Here is a 17,218-nt window from a genome sequence, read left to right as displayed (position 1 = left end):
AGATGTTGTTACTTTAAAAACAGAAATTAAATATTTAATATAGTTATATAAAATGGATAAGTTAATTAACGATTTTTCATTCGGATTATTCTTCTGGCAAGCTTTAATCTTGGTAATATTAATTTTACTTTTGGTAAAATTTGCTTGGAAACCAATTATGGAGTCTATTACTGCAAGAGAAGAAGGTATTAAAAATGCATTACTTTCTGCTGAAAATGCAAAGAGAGAAATGGAAAATTTACAAGCTGACAATCAAAGAATTTTGAATGAAGCTCGTGCTGAACGTGACGCGATGTTGAAAGAAGCTCGCGAAATGAAAGAGAAAATGATTGCTGATTCTAAAAACGAAGCTCAAGAAGCTGGTCAAAAAATGATTGATCAAGCAAAAGCTGCTATCGAAAGTGAAAAGAATGCTGCAATGGCAGAATTGAAATCTCAAGTTTCAACTCTATCTTTGAGTATTGCTGAAAAATTATTGAAAGAAGAATTATCTAACAAAGAATCTCAAACTAAATTGGTAGAGAAATTGTTAGGTGACGTAAAGTTAAACTAAGATTATGGCAAGTACAAGAGCAGCAATTCGTTATGCAAAAGCAATTCTAGACTTAGCAAACTCTAAAGGTGTTGCCGAAGTTGTCAATAACGATATGAAATCAATTGCACATGCAATTGGGACTAATGAAGAATTGAGTACATTTATTCAAAACCCAACAACAAAAGTTGAAGTTAAAGAAGGTGCTCTTTTAGAAGTTTTTGCAGATGCAAATGGAGTAACAAAAGGATTATTCCGTTTATTATTCGAAAACAAAAGATTTGAAATTCTAGATGCAATTGCACTAGAATACAATAAGTTATTTGATGAAAATAATGGTGTTGAAGTAGCGAAAGTTACAACAGCGATTCCAATGGATGCGGCTTTAGAAGCTAAAGTTTTAGCAAAAGTTGCAACTTTATCAGATAAAAAAATTACAATTGAAAATATAGTAGATCCTTCAATCATTGGTGGATTTATTCTGAGAATAGGAGATAATCAATACAACGCTTCTGTTGCAAACAGATTACAAGTATTAAAAAGAGAGTTAAGTAATTAGTTTTTATAACACAAAAAGTGTCTAAATTATAAATTAAGATGGCGGAAATCAAACCTGCTGAAATTTCAGCAATATTAAGAAAGCAAGTAGAAGGTTTTGAATCTGGTGCTACGCTAGAGGAAGTAGGAACAGTACTTCAAGTTGGAGACGGTATTGCTCGTGTTTACGGGCTGTCTAATGTACAATATGGAGAGTTAGTGGAATTTGATAACGGTATGGAAGGTATCGTATTGAATCTTGAAGAGGATAATGTTGGGGTTGTATTGTTAGGACCATCAACTGGACTTAAAGAAGGATCTACTGCAAAAAGAACTCAACGTATTGCTTCTCTTAAAGTAGGTGAGCAAATGGTAGGACGTGTTGTTAACACGCTTGGTTTTCCAATTGATGGAAAAGGACCAATCGGTGGAGACTTATATGAAATGCCATTGGAAAGAAAAGCACCTGGTGTTATCTTCCGTCAGCCAGTAACTGAGCCATTACAAACAGGAGTAAAAGCAGTTGATGCTATGATCCCAGTTGGTCGTGGACAGCGTGAGCTTGTAATCGGTGACCGTCAAACAGGAAAATCTACTGTTTGTATCGATACAATCTTAAATCAAAAAGAATTTTACGATGCAGGAAAACCTGTATTCTGTATATATGTTGCAATTGGACAAAAAGCTTCAACTGTAGCAGGAATCGCAAAAATGTTAGAAGAAAAAGGAGCAATGGCTTATACAGTTATCGTTGCTGCTAATGCTTCTGACCCAGCTCCAATGCAAGTTTATGCTCCATTCGCTGGTGCAGCAATTGGAGAGTACTTCAGAGATTCTGGTCGTCCAGCTCTTATTGTTTATGATGACTTGTCTAAACAAGCTGTTGCTTACCGTGAGGTTTCTCTTTTATTAAGAAGACCACCGGGACGTGAGGCTTACCCTGGAGACGTTTTCTACTTACACTCTCGTTTATTAGAGCGTGCTTGTAAAGTAATCGCTGATGATGGTATCGCTAAAAACATGAACGATTTACCAGATTCTATCAAATCTATCGTAAAAGGTGGTGGTTCTTTAACTGCTTTACCAATTATCGAAACTCAAGCTGGTGACGTTTCTGCATATATCCCAACAAACGTAATCTCTATTACAGATGGTCAGATTTTCCTTGATGGAGATTTGTTCAACTCTGGGGTTCGTCCTGCTATTAACGTAGGTATCTCTGTATCTCGTGTTGGAGGTAATGCTCAAATTAAATCAATGAAAAAAGTTTCTGGAACTTTAAAATTAGACCAAGCTCAATTCCGTGAATTAGAAGCTTTCGCTAAATTTGGTTCTGACTTGGATTCTGTTACTTTAAACGTAATTGAAAAAGGAAAAAGAAACGTTGAAATCTTGAAACAAGGTTTAAATGATCCTTATCCTGTTGAAAACCAAGTTGCAATTATTTACGCTGGATCTAAAAACTTATTAAGAAACGTTCCTGTAAATAAAGTAAAAGAATTTGAAGCTGATTTTATCGCTTACTTAAATAGTAAACATAAAGATACGCTTAACGCGTTGAAAGCTGGTAAATTAGATGATGCTATTACAGACGTTATCGAAAAAGCAGCAAAAGAAATTTCAGCAAAATATAACTAATTAGATAATTGGTAAATTAGATAATTAGAAAATGTTTCATCATTATTCTAATTATCTAATTTTAAAATTGTCACATTTTCTAATTAATAGATGGCAAATTTAAAGGAAATCCGTAATAGAATTACTTCCGTTTCATCGACGATGCAGATTACATCGGCTATGAAAATGGTTTCTGCTGCAAAGCTGAAGAAAGCACAAGATGCAATCACTGCAATGCGTCCTTATGCCGAGAAATTAACGGAGTTATTGCAAGATCTTTCGGCTACACTTGAAGGTGAAGTAGGAGGAGATTACACTACACAACGTGAAGTAAAGAAAGTATTGTTAGTAGCTATAACTTCAAATAGAGGTTTATGTGGTGCTTTCAATTCAAATATTATTAAAGAGATTAAAAACCGTACTGATTTTTATGCTGGAAAGCAAGTTGATGTTTTTGCTATTGGTAAAAAAGGAAACGACGCTTTAAGCAAAACTCATAAAGTTCACGGTCATCATAATGCAATTTTTGATCATTTGACTTTTGAAAATGTTGCTGGAATTGCTGATGATTTGACGCAAAAGTTTTTAACTGGAGAATACGATAGAATTGAGTTAGTTTACAATCAGTTTAAAAATGCTGCAACTCAAATTGTTCAAGTAGAACAGTTTTTACCGTTAGCTCCTATTAGTACTGGTGTAGCAGCTTCTTCTGGAGATTACATTTTTGAACCAGGAAAAGAAGAAATTGTGTTGACTTTAATACCTAAGTCTTTAAAAACACAATTGTATAAAGGAATCCGTGATTCATTTGCTTCTGAGCATGGAGCACGTATGACTGCAATGCACAAAGCAACAGATAACGCAACTGAATTAAGAAACCAATTGAAATTAACTTATAACAAAGCTCGTCAGGCTGCGATTACAAGTGAGATTTTGGAAATTGTTGGTGGAGCAGAAGCTTTAAATGGATAATCGTAATTCCATTACTATATAAAAGAAGAGCCAGCTAACGCTGGCTTTTCTTTTTATTGGAAGTTTTATTCTTTTTTAAAAATAACTTTTATAAAATGGTGATTCTCAAATTACAGTTAAATTGAGAATCACTACCATTTTATAAAAATAGACAGATAACTCTGCGTGCTTTGTCTTTCATGGGAACAAACTAGCTTTATTAATCCCAATGCTCTGTTTTTTTAAGGGTTACAATACAGCAGAATCAATCCCTTGTGCTTTGTCTTTTATGGGAACAAACAAGCTTTATTAGTCCCAGTGCTCTGTTTTTATTAGGGTTACTACAGCTGAATCAATCCCTTATGCTTTGTCTTTTATGGGAACAAACAAGCTTTATTAGTCCCAGTGCTTTCTTTTTTTGAAGGGTTGTATATAGCTTTCCCAATCCCTTTGAAACAAATTTAAAAAAAGACTGTTAAAAAAATGTTACATAATTTTCATGTGTATTTTATATATTTCACATGTTATGTTAAAAAATCGTATAATTATCTGTAGGTAAGTAATTTAGTGAAACATTACTGCTGTTTCTGTAGTTTTGCCCAGACATTCCTCAGTTTTAGTCTGTCATCAAGAAGTTGTTAAAGCAAGTGTTTATGTTTAAAACGTATAAAATCTGAATTTATTTTGCGTAGTTATAATTAACGACCGTTAAATTAGTTAAATACATATGGAAGATATGAATATGTAATCGATACAGATTCTTTCATGATTATATTTTGAGTATTTTTGAATTCTATTTCACTTTTAAACAATGGCTTTACATATACAAGAGCTTACAACCATTGAAGAAATGGCAGCTCAGATAAATACGATACGATTTTTATATCCAAATATATCTCTTGAAAAATATAAAGCATTTCTTTTCGAAATGCTTCCGCATAATTACATTCAGATTGCGGTATTTGAAGATGAGATTTGTCTTGGTCTGACTGGCTGTTGGTCGGCAACAAAACTTTGGACAGGTAAATATCTTGAGATTGACAATTTTGTCGTTAATCCAGAATATCGATCTAAAGGAATTGGAAAATTGCTTACAGATTATGTAGAGAAAAAGGCAATACAACTAAATTGCAGCAGCATTGTTTTGGATGCGTTTACAGGAAATTTTGGAGCGCATCGATTTTATTATAATCAAGGTTATGCTCCAAAGGGATTTCATTTTGTCAAAATTTTAGATGAAAAGAAATTAACGGTTTAAAAACAATTAGAAGTTTTTTTTATTGCAACAACAAAATCTCCATTAAACAAAAGAAATGGTTATTTTTGTCTTACAAACATTATTAGAATTATATTTTGGGATTATATAAAAATCTATTCAAGCAAACTGCAATTTACGGACTGGCAACAGTTTTACCGAGAATGCTAAGTTTTTTATTAGTGAGATTATATACAGGAATTTTGCCTACAGCTGAGTATGGTGAAGTTTCAATCGTATTGTCTTGGATGGTTTTCTTTAACGTGGTTCTTTCTTACGGAATGGAGACTGCTTTTTTTAGATTTTACAGTGCCGAAGAGGATAAGAAAAATGTAATCGCAACTTCTACCATTTCTATATTTTGGACTTCAATACTTTTTCTTTTCGCTGGATTAATTTTTAGGAATACACTAGCGAATCTAGCAGAAGTAGATGTTCAATACATTACTTACACAGTATGGATTTTAGTTTTAGATGCACTGGTTTTAATACCATTTTCTAAACTTAGAGCCAATCAGAGGCCTATGGTTTATGCGGCAATTAAGATTGGAAACGTAGTGATAAACTTATTGCTGAATATATTTTTCCTGATGTATCTTCCAAAATTGGCAGAAGCAAATCCAAATTCTATTTGGGATAATTTATATGTTCAAAACTTCCAGATTGCTTATATTTTCATCGCAAACCTTTTGGCAAGTTTGGCAACCTTTATTGTACTTTCTCCAAACTACCTTTCGCTTGGACGAAAATTCGATCCTGTACTTTGGAAGAAAATGATGAAATACGGACTTCCTATTTTGGTAGCTGGATTGGCTTTTGCCGTAAATGAACATTTTGATAAAATTCTATTAGGATATTTGCTTCCAGAAAATTTAGCAAAATCTGAAGTTGGAGCTTATTCTGCTTGTTATAAATTAGGATTGTTTATGGTTCTTTTTGCAACAGCTTTTAGATTAGGAATTGAGCCATTCTTTTTTAGTCATGCAAAAAATGAAAACGCACCGCAGACTTATGCTGTTATTACCAAATATTTCGTGATTTTAGGATCGTTGATTTTATTAGGTGTAATTGTTTTTGCAGATGTTTTAAAATACCTATTATTAGACAACAAATCGTATTGGGAAGCTATGAAAGTTGTGCCATTAATTATTTTGGCAAATTTCTTTTTAGGAATTTACAACAACTTATCAGTCTGGTATAAACTTACTGACAAAACAAAAATTGGGGCTTACATTTCTATTGTTGGTGCAATTGTAACCTTGATTTTAAATTATCTTTTAATTCCGAAGTACAGCTATTATGGTTCTGCAATTGCAACCATTTCTGCTTACGGTAGCATGATGCTTATTTCTTATGTTTTAGGAAATAAGTACTATCCGATTCCTTATGACATGAACAAGATTGGTGCTTATTTAGGCGTTTCCATAGTATTTTCAATTATTTCATTTTACGGATTTAGGGAAAAATATTATGTTGGAATTCCGCTTCTTTTAATCTTTATGTATATGGTTTATCATTTTGAAAAAGATACTATAAAAGGAATAATGAGGAGAAAATAAGACGTTTTAAGAAAATTTATATTTAAAAATGAAAATTCAAATTATCAATAAATCACAGCACGATTTACCAAACTACGAAACAATTGCTTCTGCAGGAATGGATCTGCGTGCCAATATTATAGAACCAATTACGTTAAAGCCTTTAGAAAGAACAATTGTAAAAACAGGACTTTTTATTGAATTGCCAATTGGTTACGAAGCGCAAGTAAGACCAAGAAGTGGTCTGGCCGCTAAAAAAGGAGTAACAGTTTTGAATTCGCCAGGAACTGTTGATGCAGATTACAGAGGAGAAATCGGAGTAATTTTAGTAAATTTATCTAATGACGATTTTATAATCGAAAATGGAGAGCGAATTGCACAGCTGATTATTGCAAAACACGAAAGAGCTGAATGGATTGAAGTTGAAACACTTACTGAAACATCAAGAGGTGAAGGAGGCTTTGGAAGCACTGGAGTAAAATAATAGAAAAACAAAGACCAAACCCTATGAAGATTTTAAATCTTCTCATAAAATCAAATTAAAGAATGAAAATAATTGTGCCAATGGCAGGCCGCGGATCAAGATTAAGGCCTCATACATTAACTGTTCCGAAACCGTTAATTCCAGTTGCCGGAAAATCGATTGTACACCGTTTAGTTGAAGATATTGCCAAAATATTAAAAGAACCAATTGAAGAAGTTGCCTTTATTTTAGGAGACGAAGCGTTCTTTGGAGATGATGTTGTAGCAAGTTTAGAAGAATTGGCTAAAGGATTAGGAGCTAAAGCTTCAATCTATCGTCAAGATCAGCCTTTAGGAACTGGACACGCTATAATGTGTGCGAAAGATTCTCTTTCTGGACCTGCTGTAATTGCTTACGCAGATACTTTAATTAGAGCAGATTTCGAATTAGATCCAGAAGCAGATGCTGTAATTTGGGTGAAACAAGTAGAGCAGCCAGAAGCTTTTGGTGTGGTAAAACTGAACCAGAATAATGAAATTATAGAGTTGGTTGAGAAACCTAAAGAGTTTGTTAGTGACTTAGCTGTTATCGGAATTTATTACTTTAAAGAAGTTGGAATTTTAAGAAATGAACTTCAAAATGTTTTAGATAATAATATTCAGAATGGCGGAGAATACCAGATTAATGATGGTATCAAAGCGATGATGGCAAACGGAAAAGTTTTCAAAACTGGAAGTGTAGACGAGTGGATGGATTGCGGTAACAAAGATGTTACGGTTGAAACCAATACAAGAATGCTTGGTTTTCTTCATAATGATGGAGAACATTTAGTAGATTATGGTGTGACGTTAGAAAATTCAACTATTATTCCTCCTTGCTATATTGGACAAAATGTGGTTTTGAAAAATACGACAATCGGACCAAACGTTTCTCTTGGAAATGGATGCCACGTTACAGATAGTACAATCAAAAATAGTTTGATTCAGACTTATTCTCAAATTAAAAATGCTGCTTTAGATAATGCAATGATCGGAAACCATGTAAGTTACGACGGTAAATTTACCAGTATCAGCATTGGAGATTACGCTGTTTTAGAATAAAATAAAAATTAGCAAAGTTTCGTTTTGTTTAAAATGTAATTTTTAGAAATGATTAAAAAAGGAGTTTTTACAATATTGGTTTTTGCTTTATTCAGCACATCATTTTCGGTTTTTGCTCAGACAGAACCCGAAGATATTGCTATGGCAACAGACGAATATCAAAACTCATTTTATGAATCGTTAAAACAAAAAGGAATTGAAAATTATGATAAAGCGATTGTATCATTGGAGAAATGTATTAAACTTAAACCCAATGATGCAGTTGCTTATTTTGAATTAGGAAAAAACTATTTTGCGCTTAAAGAATATCAAAATGCACAGACAGCTTTTGAAAAAGCCACACAGCTTGATCCAAAAAACAAATGGTTTTGGCTTGGAATTTACGATGTAAGTTACGAGACAAAAAATTATCCTCTTGCAATTGAGATTATTCAAAAAATAATTGTTTTTGACGAAGAGTACAAAGACGATTTGATTTCGTTGTACATGATTACCAATCAGTATGACAAAGCATTAATTGCGATTAATGAAATGAACGATAAGTTCGGAAAATCGTCTGATCGCGAAATTTATAAAGCTCAGATTTTATCGCAAGGAAAATATCAGAATGCAGAAATTGATAATTTGATTGAGCAAATCAAAAAAGATCCAAAGGAAGAATCAAATTATTTGAACCTCATTCTCTTATATTCAAAGAATAATGAAAATGAGAAATCACTTGAAGTAGCAAAACAGCTGGCTAAAGAAATTCCAAATTCAGAATGGGGGCAAGTGAGTTTGTTTAAAACTTACTTGGATGCCAATCAGGCAGATAAAGCTATAAAATCGATGAATGTGATTTTAGCGAGTTCAAAAATCGATTCAAAAATCAAACATAGAACTTTGAATGAATTTTTGATTTATGTAAATAAAAATCCACAGTACTCTCCCGATTTAGAAAAAGCCATTTCTTATTTTGATAATGACAAAGATGTTGACGTTGCCAAAGAAATTGGAAAATTTTATCATAGTAAAGGACAATTTGAAAATGCCATTAAATATTATGAAAAAGATTTAAAGGCAAATTCAGATACCAATCTTGGGACCAATATGTTATTGCTGGAAGCGTATGTGCAGGCAAAACAATACGAGCCAATGACCAAAAGAGCCATGATGCTGATTGAAGTTTATCCGAGTCAGGCTCAGTTTTACTACTATGCTGGTTTAGGGAGCAATCAGCAGAAACAATTTAAAAATGCAAAAACTGTCTTAGAAATGGGTCTTGATTATGTAGTGGATGACGTAAAATTAGAATCAAATTTTAATATTCAATTAGGAGAGGCATACAATGGATTGGGAGATGCAAAGAAAAAAGAGGAATACTTTTTGAAGGCAAATGAAGTATTAAAAAAGAAAAAATAAAAAGAGAATTCAGATGAAAAAATATATATCAATACTAGTATTGTCTATTGCTGTAATTTCATGTAAATCGAAAGCAGTAGCAGTGCAAGGAAATACAAGCCAGACAATTGTAGAGAAAGAAGACAAAAAAGTAATCGAAAAACATTACGACAACAAGTTGGATTTTTCGACTTTGTACATAAAAGCGAGCGCGAGATATGCTGATGAAAAACAAAGCCAAAATGTTACTGCCGAAATTAGAATCGAAAAAGACAAACAGATTTTAATAAGCGTACGTTTCTTAGGAATTACAATGGCGAAAGCTTTAATAACACCTTCTGCAGTAAGTTATTATGAAAAAATGAATGGGACTTATTACGAAGGAGATTTTACAAGTTTAAGCAAATGGCTTGGAACAGATTTAGATTATTCTAAAGTTCAAAATTTATTGGTTGGAGAAGCTTTTGATGATTTAAGAAAAGGAAAATATACACAGACAATTGTAGATAATCTATTTAGACTTGACGAAGAAAAAGACGCCAATTTAAAAAAGACTTTTTTCTTAGATGGAGAGAAATATTTAATTCAGAAGGAAGAGATTTCGCAACCGTCTGAAAATAGAACATTACAAATCGCCTACTCAGACACTAAAAATTTTGATCAAGGAATATTACCGACAAGTATAGAAATCAATGCGGTGCAGCCAAAAGGCAAAACAAGTATTAATTTGAATTACAACAATATTTCATTTAATGAAGAACTTTCTTTTCCGTATAGTGTTCCTAGCGGTTATAAAAAAGTTACAATTAAGTAAATTTGCAAAAATAAAAACATAAACATGCCAAAATTTCTTCTAAGTCTAGTTTTAGTTTGTGCCACTACATTTGTATGGGCGCAGGATTCGCAGCAAGAAAAACTAGAGCAGCGTAAAGCTCAAATTCAGCAGGAAATCAGAGATAACGAAAAGATGTTACAGTCTGTTCGAAAAAAAGAGAAATCTGCTGTGAGTGAATATTTAATTCAGGCAAATAAAATTAAGCTAAAAGAGAAATTAATTAATACTACAGCAAAACAGGAAAAACTGATTAGTAATGATATGTATATTAATCAAGTTCAGGTAAATAAACTTAAGAAAGAACTAAAAGTCCTAAAGGAAGATTATGCTGAAATGATTTTAAAATCGTACAAAAGCCGTTCTGAGCAAAGCCGAGCGATGTTCATTTTATCTTCTGAAAGTTTTTTGCAAGCCTACAAAAGAGCACAATATTTAAAGCAATATACCACTTTTAGAAAAAATCAAGGTCTTGAAATTCAGTCAAAAACAGCACAATTAGTTGATTTTAATGCAAAACTTGACGGACAAAGACAGGTAAAAAAGAAGATAATTGCTGAAAACCAAAAAGAGAAAGTTACTCTGGAAGCAGAGAAAAAAGAGCAGCAAAAATTGGTTAATGCTCTTAAAAAAGATAAAAATAAAATTGCTGCCGATATTCGATCAAAACAAAACGAATCTAAACGTATTGACAAACAAATTGACCGTTTAATTCGTGAAGCTATTGCAGAAGCCAATAGAAAAGCGGCTGCAGAAAGAGCAAAAGCAAATCCAGGTTCTAGTGAAGCAAAAGCACCAGTTTCTTCTTCTAAAATTGCTTTGACACCAGAAGATAAAATTCTAGCTGCTGACTTTAAAGCAAATAGAGGAAGATTGCCTTGGCCAGTAGAAAAAGGATTTATTTCTCTTGGTTATGGAGATCAGCCACACCCATTGCATCCGTCAATTACAGTTCATAACTCTGGAGTTGAAATTACCACAGAAGATGGTGCAAGTGCTAGAGCGGTATTTGCGGGAGAAGTTTCTAAGGTTATTGTATTATCACCAGTAAATAAAGCAGTTGTAATTCAGCATGGAGATTACTTTACAGTATATCAAAACTTAAGTTCGGTTTCGGTAAGTCAGGGAGATAAAGTGACAACTAAACAGACTATCGGAAGAGTTAGAACAAGTGGAGATACAGGAAAAACTATTATAAAATTCTTGATTCTTCAAAACACATCAAACAATAATCCGGAAGGATGGTTGCAAAGCAGATAAAAATTTAAGGGAGCATTAGCTCCCTTTTTTTAATCATATTGTTCTAAGAAGTACCTCACAACATCTGTTGTGGTTACAATTCCTTTAAGTTCTCCATTGTCAACAACAGGAAGAGCATGAAAATCTTCTTTCACAAAAATTTCTGCTAAGTCCCTGATTATGGTATCAGACGAAACTGTTTTTGGCTTCGAAGTCATTACCTGAGGAACAGTCAGCATTTCTAGTATAGCTTCATCTGCATTGTCCTGACCTTCAAACAAAGCTCCGAAAGTCAATCGGTTAATATCTGTTCGACTGATAATTCCAATTACTTCTTTGCCTCTTACAATCGGAATGTGGCGAATCGTATTTGCTTTTAATTTTTCGACCACTGTTTTAAGATCATCTTTTTCGTTTGCAGTCACTACGGTTTTAGTCATAATATGACTAATTGGTTCTCTTTTTTTCATGATAGATTAGTTTTATATTTATATCAAATATGTAGAATAATTCTCTCAAACGCTATGATCTTTATCAGCTTTTAAAACAATTAAAAGAACATGTAATACGACTAAATTTTAGTATTTTTGCAGTATGGAAACAAATAGACAGAAAAAAATAGGCGGTGTTATTCAGAAAGATCTGGTTGACATCTTGCAAGGTGAAGTGAGAAAAAATGGAATTACAAACTTGGTAATTTCTGTATCCAAAGTAAGTGTCACTACAGATTTGTCTGTGGCAACAGTTTATCTAAGTATTTTTCCCCAAGAAAAAGCCAAAGAAACATTAGAAGCAATTAAAACCAATACTACATTAATCAAGCATGATTTATCGCAGCGTGTTCGTTTGCAATTGCGCCGTGTTCCGAATTTAGTATTCTTCATAGACGACTCATTAGATTATATCGAGAAAATCGACAATGCACTTGCAGGAAAAGAAAACCCAATTGAAAACAGAGATCTTTTAGAAAAAAGAAGAAAATCATAATTTGAATTTCCCCTTATACATAGCCAAACGTTATATTTTTAGCAGCAGTAAAAACAATGCTATCAATATCATCAATCGTATTGCCAGCATGGGAATCATTGTTGGAACGATGGCTTTGTTTGTGGTTTTGTCTGTTTTTAGCGGATTAAAAGTTTTTAGTCTTTCGTTTACAAACGAAATTGATCCGGATTTAAAATTGACAGGTACCTATGGAAAGTCTTTTTCATTTACACCTGATCAAGAAAATCAGATTAAAAAAATCAATGGTGTTGCTTCGTACACCAAAATTATAGAAGAGCGTGTGCTGTTTTTGTTCAAAGACAAACAGCAGGTTACGTATTTGAAAGGAGTTGACAGTTTATATCCAGTTGTCAACGATATCAAGAAAAAACTTTTTAATGGTCAATGGCTGAAACCAGATAGTTATCAGGTTGTAATTGGGTATGGTTTAGCTCAAAATTTTTCCATGGGGATTTTAGATTTTGAAAATCCCTTACAGGTTTTTGCTCCCAAACCAGGAAAAGGCGGAATCGAAAATCCAGATGAAGCTTTCAATAAAACCGATGTTCTACCCGTTGGAATTTACTCTATCAGCGAAGATTTAGATTCAAAATATGTATTTGCAGATTTAGGATTAGTGCAGGAATTGTTAATGTACAAGCACAATCAAATCTCAGGATTAGAATTTAAATTAAAAGAAAACGCAGACGAAGAAGCAATAAAGACACAGCTAAATTCTATTTTTAAAAATAAAATCACTTTAAAAAATAGAGCACAGTTAAATGAGTCTTTGTATAAAATGCTCAATACTGAAAACATTGCTGTTTACCTCATATTTACCCTAGTAATCATTGTAGCGCTTTTTAATCTGATTGGTGCATTGATTATGATGATTTTGGAAAAGAAAGGAAATCTTAAAACCCTTTTCAATTTAGGATCAGATATTGGTGATCTTCGAAAAATATTTCTATTACAAGGAACTTTATTAAGTGTTTTTGGAGGTTTAATTGGACTTGCTTTAGGGATAATCCTTGTTATTTTGCAGCAGAAATTTGAACTTATTATGATCACGCCTACTTTGGCTTATCCAGTTGTTTTTACAGTAGAAAATGTTCTAATCGTGATGGCTACAATAATTTCATTAGGGTTTGTTGCATCATTAATTGCAAGCAGTCGAGTAAGTAAAAAATTACTCGATTAATTTCTTCTTTAGAAATATTACTTATATTTACTGCCTTGAAAATCTACAGCGTATGATTGTTTCTGCCTAATCCTATTTTATTTTTTAGAATAATTAGGATACTTACGTTTTTACTTTTTCAGTTCAGATTTATAAATCTGAACCATTTTATCACTTATTATCCTAAAATATCATGACAGAAACATCTATAAAGGAAAGTTTTATTTCCAAAATTTTTACCACACTAAAACAAGCTTTAAAAGGCGACGAATCTTTTGATTATACTTCTGGAAGTATAAAAAAAGCTGTAATTCTATTGGCTATTCCAATGGTTTTGGAAATGATGATGGAATCGGTTTTTGCTCTGGTCGATTTATATTTCGTAGGACATTTGGAACACAGCAGTTTTGCTATTCAGACCGTTGGTTTGACCGAATCTGTGCTGACCGTAATTTATTCTCTTGCAATCGGAATGAGTATGGCCGCAACCGCAGTAGTTGCACGAAGAATTGGGGAAAAAGATCCTGTCGCTGCAGCCAAAGCTGGAATGCAAGCCATTATAATTGCATTTGCAATCAATAGCATAATGAGCATTTTGGGAATTATATACGCAAAAGATATTTTAATTTTAATGGGTTCTTCTGTAGAATCAGCCGAACATGGTTTCCGTTTTACTCAAATTATGATTGGTTCTAGTTTGTGTATTATGCTTTTGTTCTTAATAAACGGAATCTTCCGCGGTGCAGGAAATGCCGCTATTGCTATGAAAAGTCTTTGGATTGCTAATATTTGTAATATTATTTTATGTCCGATTTTAATTAATGGCTTCGGGCCAATTCCTGCTTTCGGACTAGTTGGCGCGGCTTTAGCAACCACTATCGGAAGAAGTATTGGAGTTTTGTATCAAGTCTACCATTTGTTTTTTGGAAACGGCATTTTAAAAATTAAGATTCCTTATTTTGCTCCCGATTTTAAACAAATACGAGCTTTAGTAAAAATTGCAGCGCCTGGAATTCTGCAATTTGTAATCGCTTCTTGCAGTTGGATTTTCTTAGCCCAATTAGTAGCGACAACTGGTGGCGATCACGGTTCTGCAGGATATCAAACCGCTTTGAGAATTATGATGTTTTTCATACTTCCAGCTTGGGGATTGAGTAATGCTGCAGCTACTTTGGTTGGGCAAAACTTAGGAGCGAAACAAATTGAACGCGCCGAAAAATCAGTTTATACAACTGCACGATACAATGTGATTTTCATGGCTACGATTATGATTATTACATTAGTTTTTGGACAATATATTATTTCGTTTTTCACGAATGATCAGCAAGTCAAAACCATTGCAATTGAAGCTTTACAGATTATGAGCATCGGATTTATTTTCTACGGAATCGGAATGGTTTTAATCAATACTTTCAATGGAGCAGGAGATACTTGGACACCAACAGGAATTAACTTTTTCGGATTTTGGCTATTCCAAATTCCGCTTGCTTATATATTAGCAAAGCATTTTAATATGGGGCCAACAGGAGTTTTTATTGCTATTCCAGTTGCAGAAACCGCAATTACATTAACTGGAATTGTTTTCTATAAGAGAGGAAAATGGAAGAGAGTGCAGGTTTAAAAATAATTTTGCTTCAATATTAAAACCAAACAATTTGTAAGAAAATTATATTAAATTTGTTTTTTTATATTTTGACCAAATTTAATATTTTATGATTAAAATTAATTTAGAAGATACATTTGAAGCTACTTATGTAAGCCCCAATTTTGATCAATATATTTTTGAATCTTTATTAAAGAATGATACAATAATTCAACTTAAGGTTAAGTTTACAAACATAGCAGAATCTTTATTGCCGAATGTTTATAATTTGGCATTTGGTCCATTTAATAATGTAAACGGGAAAATAAATGATTCAATAAATCTTAAACATAAGGATAGTAATAAAGTGTTTTCGACAATCATTTTGTTTTCGATAACTTTCTTAAAAAACAATCCTCATATTTCAATTGGTATTGATGGTTCAGATGATTTACGAGCAAATCTATATCATAGAATGTTTAGATATAATTATAAAAATTTGAAAGATTTTTTAGTGATTATCGGAGTAGATTGGTATGTTAGACTACTTCGAAATGGAACAATTGAATTAGATAATAATGGGTTGGCATTTTTTAAGCCAAAACCATAACCTTTTGATTTTCAAAGAAAAACGAATGATCTTTATAGATATTATATGTTTAATTTAAATCAATAATGTTTAAATTTGCTTTATGAAAGATTCTATTCAAAATAAGATTAATAAAATTCAGGAAATTGCTTTAGCATCTGCTTCTGAAAAGAGTATTATAGAATGCAGAGATTCTAAAGAATCAACTAATATTGATAATTTGACTAAATCAATTCGAAATGAAAAAGAAGCAGAATTATTCTTTTCAGAGTTAAAATCAGCTATAGATTTGGCCAAAAGAAATTCTCTAACAAACATTTAAAATAATTTTAGACTATATAAACTAAAAAAGCCCTTCAATTTTTTGAAGGGCTTTTTCAATTCCTCTGCCAGAGCTTCAAAACCTTGACACAGAATTATATTTTAAACAAACTCATAACCAGCATAAACCTCTTCAATCTCTTTCATAATAGCGAATAAATCTTCGGGAGCATCAGTCGTAACCAGTTTTTGTTTGAACTCTTTGAAAGAATGGATTCCTTTGAAATAATTGGTATAATGACGTCGCATTTCAACAATTCCTAAACGCTCGCCTTTCCATTCCATAGACCACATTAAATGATTTCTAGCGGCTTCAACACGATCAATAACCGTTGGAGCAGGTAAGTGTTCACCCGTCTTGAAATAGTGTTTGATTTCATTAAAAATCCACGGATAACCAATCGCGGCACGGCCAATCATGATCCCGTCAATTCCGTATTCGTTTTTATATTTTAATGCTTTTTCTGGGCTGTCAATATCTCCGTTTCCGAAAATAGGCATTGTAATTCTTGGATTATTTTTTACACGCGCAATATGCGACCAGTCAGAATGGCCTTTATACATTTGAGCACGAGTTCTCGCGTGAATAGTTAAAGCTTGAACACCAATATCCTGAAGTCTTTCAGCAACTTCATCAATATTAATTGAGTTATCATCCCAGCCTAAACGTGTTTTTACCGTAACAGGCAAATCAGTTCCTTTGATAACCGCTTTCGTTAAACGAACCATCAAATCAACATCTTTTAAAACTCCTGCACCTGCACCACGGCAAACTACCTTTTTTACTGGACATCCAAAATTGATATCCACTAAATCTGGTTTTACCGTTGAAACGATTTTAGATGACATTTCCATTGCTTCTTCATCACCACCAAAAATCTGAATTCCAACAGGGCGTTCGTAATCAAAAATATCCAGCTTCATGCGGCTTTTTATAGCGTCACGAATTAATCCTTCCGACGAAATAAATTCAGAATACATCATGTCAGCGCCATGCGTTTTGCATAATCTGCGAAACGGCGGATCACTAACGTCTTCCATCGGTGCGAGTAATAAAGGAAATTCGGGTAATTCTATGTTGCCAATCTTGACCATCTTCGTAATTTTTTGCAAAA

General features: G+C 32.9%; 18 protein-coding genes. 16 read left to right on the top strand and 2 right to left on the bottom strand.

Features of this window, described 5'->3' with window-relative positions; genetic code table 11:
* Window positions 1-52 precede the first annotated feature (52 nt).
* The 11 genes from AAYQ05_RS01450 (at window position 53) to AAYQ05_RS01400 (ending at window position 11,465) form a co-directional block, all read left to right on the top strand.
* A complete protein-coding gene (locus AAYQ05_RS01450; protein WP_095930604.1) occupies window positions 53-553 on the top strand; it encodes a F0F1 ATP synthase subunit B in 501 nt (166 codons plus the stop codon).
* Between the two features lie 4 nt (window positions 554-557).
* Entirely contained in the window at window positions 558-1,091 is a 534-nt protein-coding gene (gene atpH, locus AAYQ05_RS01445) for an ATP synthase F1 subunit delta (protein ID WP_343540671.1), read from the top strand.
* Window positions 1,092-1,129: 38 nt separating this feature from the next.
* Entirely contained in the window at window positions 1,130-2,707 is a 1,578-nt protein-coding gene (atpA, locus tag AAYQ05_RS01440; RefSeq protein WP_177211486.1) for a F0F1 ATP synthase subunit alpha, read from the top strand.
* A 90-nt stretch (window positions 2,708-2,797) separates the two neighbouring features.
* Entirely contained in the window at window positions 2,798-3,658 is an 861-nt protein-coding gene (gene atpG / locus AAYQ05_RS01435; protein ID WP_343540670.1) for an ATP synthase F1 subunit gamma, read from the top strand.
* A gap of 790 nt (window positions 3,659-4,448) precedes the next feature.
* Window positions 4,449-4,895: a GNAT family N-acetyltransferase gene (locus tag AAYQ05_RS01430; protein WP_343540669.1), complete on the top strand. Its 447-nt coding sequence runs from the start codon at window positions 4,449-4,451 to the stop codon at window positions 4,893-4,895.
* A gap of 95 nt (window positions 4,896-4,990) precedes the next feature.
* Window positions 4,991-6,451 (top strand): lipopolysaccharide biosynthesis protein, encoded by a 1,461-nt coding sequence (locus AAYQ05_RS01425; protein ID WP_343540667.1) that lies wholly within the window; start codon window positions 4,991-4,993, stop codon window positions 6,449-6,451.
* A gap of 28 nt (window positions 6,452-6,479) precedes the next feature.
* On the top strand, window positions 6,480-6,914 hold the full coding sequence (dut, locus tag AAYQ05_RS01420) for a dUTP diphosphatase (protein WP_343540666.1): 435 nt from the start codon (window positions 6,480-6,482) through the stop codon (window positions 6,912-6,914).
* A gap of 62 nt (window positions 6,915-6,976) precedes the next feature.
* On the top strand, window positions 6,977-7,993 hold the full coding sequence (locus AAYQ05_RS01415) for a sugar phosphate nucleotidyltransferase (protein ID WP_343540665.1): 1,017 nt from the start codon (window positions 6,977-6,979) through the stop codon (window positions 7,991-7,993).
* A 48-nt stretch (window positions 7,994-8,041) separates the two neighbouring features.
* Complete coding sequence (locus tag AAYQ05_RS01410; RefSeq protein WP_343540664.1) at window positions 8,042-9,394, top strand: tetratricopeptide repeat protein; 1,353 nt, start codon at window positions 8,042-8,044, stop codon at window positions 9,392-9,394.
* Window positions 9,395-9,407: 13 nt separating this feature from the next.
* The gene (lolB1, locus tag AAYQ05_RS01405) at window positions 9,408-10,187 is read left to right on the top strand and encodes a lipoprotein insertase outer membrane protein LolB1 (protein WP_343540663.1); all 780 of its coding nucleotides are present in this window, start codon (window positions 9,408-9,410) and stop codon (window positions 10,185-10,187) included.
* Between the two features lie 24 nt (window positions 10,188-10,211).
* Window positions 10,212-11,465 carry a murein hydrolase activator EnvC family protein gene (locus tag AAYQ05_RS01400; protein WP_343540661.1) on the top strand — a complete coding sequence of 418 codons (1,254 nt, stop codon included), beginning with the start codon at window positions 10,212-10,214 and terminating at the stop codon, window positions 11,463-11,465.
* 29 nt (window positions 11,466-11,494) lie between these two features.
* Here AAYQ05_RS01400 and AAYQ05_RS01395 read toward each other — a convergent pair whose 3' ends face one another.
* Window positions 11,495-11,914, bottom strand: a complete 420-nt coding sequence (locus AAYQ05_RS01395) for a CBS domain-containing protein (protein ID WP_343540659.1) — start codon at window positions 11,912-11,914, stop codon at window positions 11,495-11,497.
* Between the two features lie 124 nt (window positions 11,915-12,038).
* On the opposite strand from AAYQ05_RS01395, the gene rbfA reads away from it, so the two are divergent.
* From rbfA to AAYQ05_RS01370, 5 genes are all read left to right on the top strand, one after another.
* Complete coding sequence (gene rbfA / locus AAYQ05_RS01390; RefSeq protein WP_095930618.1) at window positions 12,039-12,431, top strand: 30S ribosome-binding factor RbfA; 393 nt, start codon at window positions 12,039-12,041, stop codon at window positions 12,429-12,431.
* Window position 12,432: 1 nt separating this feature from the next.
* The gene (locus tag AAYQ05_RS01385; protein ID WP_343540657.1) at window positions 12,433-13,632 is read left to right on the top strand and encodes an ABC transporter permease; all 1,200 of its coding nucleotides are present in this window, start codon (window positions 12,433-12,435) and stop codon (window positions 13,630-13,632) included.
* Window positions 13,633-13,804: 172 nt separating this feature from the next.
* Window positions 13,805-15,232: an MATE family efflux transporter gene (locus AAYQ05_RS01380; RefSeq protein ID WP_343540656.1), complete on the top strand. Its 1,428-nt coding sequence runs from the start codon at window positions 13,805-13,807 to the stop codon at window positions 15,230-15,232.
* A 91-nt stretch (window positions 15,233-15,323) separates the two neighbouring features.
* Entirely contained in the window at window positions 15,324-15,803 is a 480-nt protein-coding gene (locus AAYQ05_RS01375; RefSeq protein WP_343540654.1) for a DUF6934 family protein, read from the top strand.
* Between the two features lie 82 nt (window positions 15,804-15,885).
* Complete coding sequence (locus tag AAYQ05_RS01370) at window positions 15,886-16,104, top strand: hypothetical protein (protein WP_343540653.1); 219 nt, start codon at window positions 15,886-15,888, stop codon at window positions 16,102-16,104.
* A gap of 101 nt (window positions 16,105-16,205) precedes the next feature.
* On the opposite strand, the gene dusB is transcribed toward AAYQ05_RS01370, so the two are convergent.
* Window positions 16,206-17,198, bottom strand: coding sequence for a tRNA dihydrouridine synthase DusB (gene dusB / locus AAYQ05_RS01365; protein WP_281634404.1), 993 nt, complete (start codon window positions 17,196-17,198; stop codon window positions 16,206-16,208).
* Window positions 17,199-17,218: the final 20 nt, after the last annotated feature.

Origin of the sequence: Flavobacterium movens (assembly GCF_039581425.1) — a bacterium.
Taxonomy (GTDB): Bacteria; Bacteroidota; Bacteroidia; order Flavobacteriales; family Flavobacteriaceae; genus Flavobacterium; species Flavobacterium luteolum.
Note: the sequence above shows the minus strand (reverse complement) of the source record. Positions and strands in the feature narration are given on the sequence as shown.

Excerpts from the sequence above, each read along its gene's own strand:
- AAYQ05_RS01450 (WP_095930604.1), top strand. The coding sequence starts at position 53 with ATGGATAAGTTAATTAACGATTTTTCATTCGGATTATTCTTCTGGCAA.
- atpH (WP_343540671.1), top strand. The coding sequence starts at position 558 with ATGGCAAGTACAAGAGCAGCAATTCGTTATGCAAAAGCAATTCTAGAC.
- atpA (WP_177211486.1), top strand. The coding sequence starts at position 1,130 with ATGGCGGAAATCAAACCTGCTGAAATTTCAGCAATATTAAGAAAGCAA.
- atpG (WP_343540670.1), top strand. The coding sequence starts at position 2,798 with ATGGCAAATTTAAAGGAAATCCGTAATAGAATTACTTCCGTTTCATCG.
- AAYQ05_RS01430 (WP_343540669.1), top strand. The coding sequence starts at position 4,449 with ATGGCTTTACATATACAAGAGCTTACAACCATTGAAGAAATGGCAGCT.
- dut (WP_343540666.1), top strand. The coding sequence starts at position 6,480 with ATGAAAATTCAAATTATCAATAAATCACAGCACGATTTACCAAACTAC.
- AAYQ05_RS01415 (WP_343540665.1), top strand. The coding sequence starts at position 6,977 with ATGAAAATAATTGTGCCAATGGCAGGCCGCGGATCAAGATTAAGGCCT.
- AAYQ05_RS01410 (WP_343540664.1), top strand. The coding sequence starts at position 8,042 with ATGATTAAAAAAGGAGTTTTTACAATATTGGTTTTTGCTTTATTCAGC.
- lolB1 (WP_343540663.1), top strand. The coding sequence starts at position 9,408 with ATGAAAAAATATATATCAATACTAGTATTGTCTATTGCTGTAATTTCA.
- AAYQ05_RS01400 (WP_343540661.1), top strand. The coding sequence starts at position 10,212 with ATGCCAAAATTTCTTCTAAGTCTAGTTTTAGTTTGTGCCACTACATTT.
- AAYQ05_RS01395 (WP_343540659.1), bottom strand. The coding sequence starts at position 11,914 with ATGAAAAAAAGAGAACCAATTAGTCATATTATGACTAAAACCGTAGTG.
- rbfA (WP_095930618.1), top strand. The coding sequence starts at position 12,039 with ATGGAAACAAATAGACAGAAAAAAATAGGCGGTGTTATTCAGAAAGAT.
- AAYQ05_RS01380 (WP_343540656.1), top strand. The coding sequence starts at position 13,805 with ATGACAGAAACATCTATAAAGGAAAGTTTTATTTCCAAAATTTTTACC.
- AAYQ05_RS01375 (WP_343540654.1), top strand. The coding sequence starts at position 15,324 with ATGATTAAAATTAATTTAGAAGATACATTTGAAGCTACTTATGTAAGC.
- AAYQ05_RS01370 (WP_343540653.1), top strand. The coding sequence starts at position 15,886 with ATGAAAGATTCTATTCAAAATAAGATTAATAAAATTCAGGAAATTGCT.
- dusB (WP_281634404.1), bottom strand. The coding sequence starts at position 17,198 with ATGGTCAAGATTGGCAACATAGAATTACCCGAATTTCCTTTATTACTC.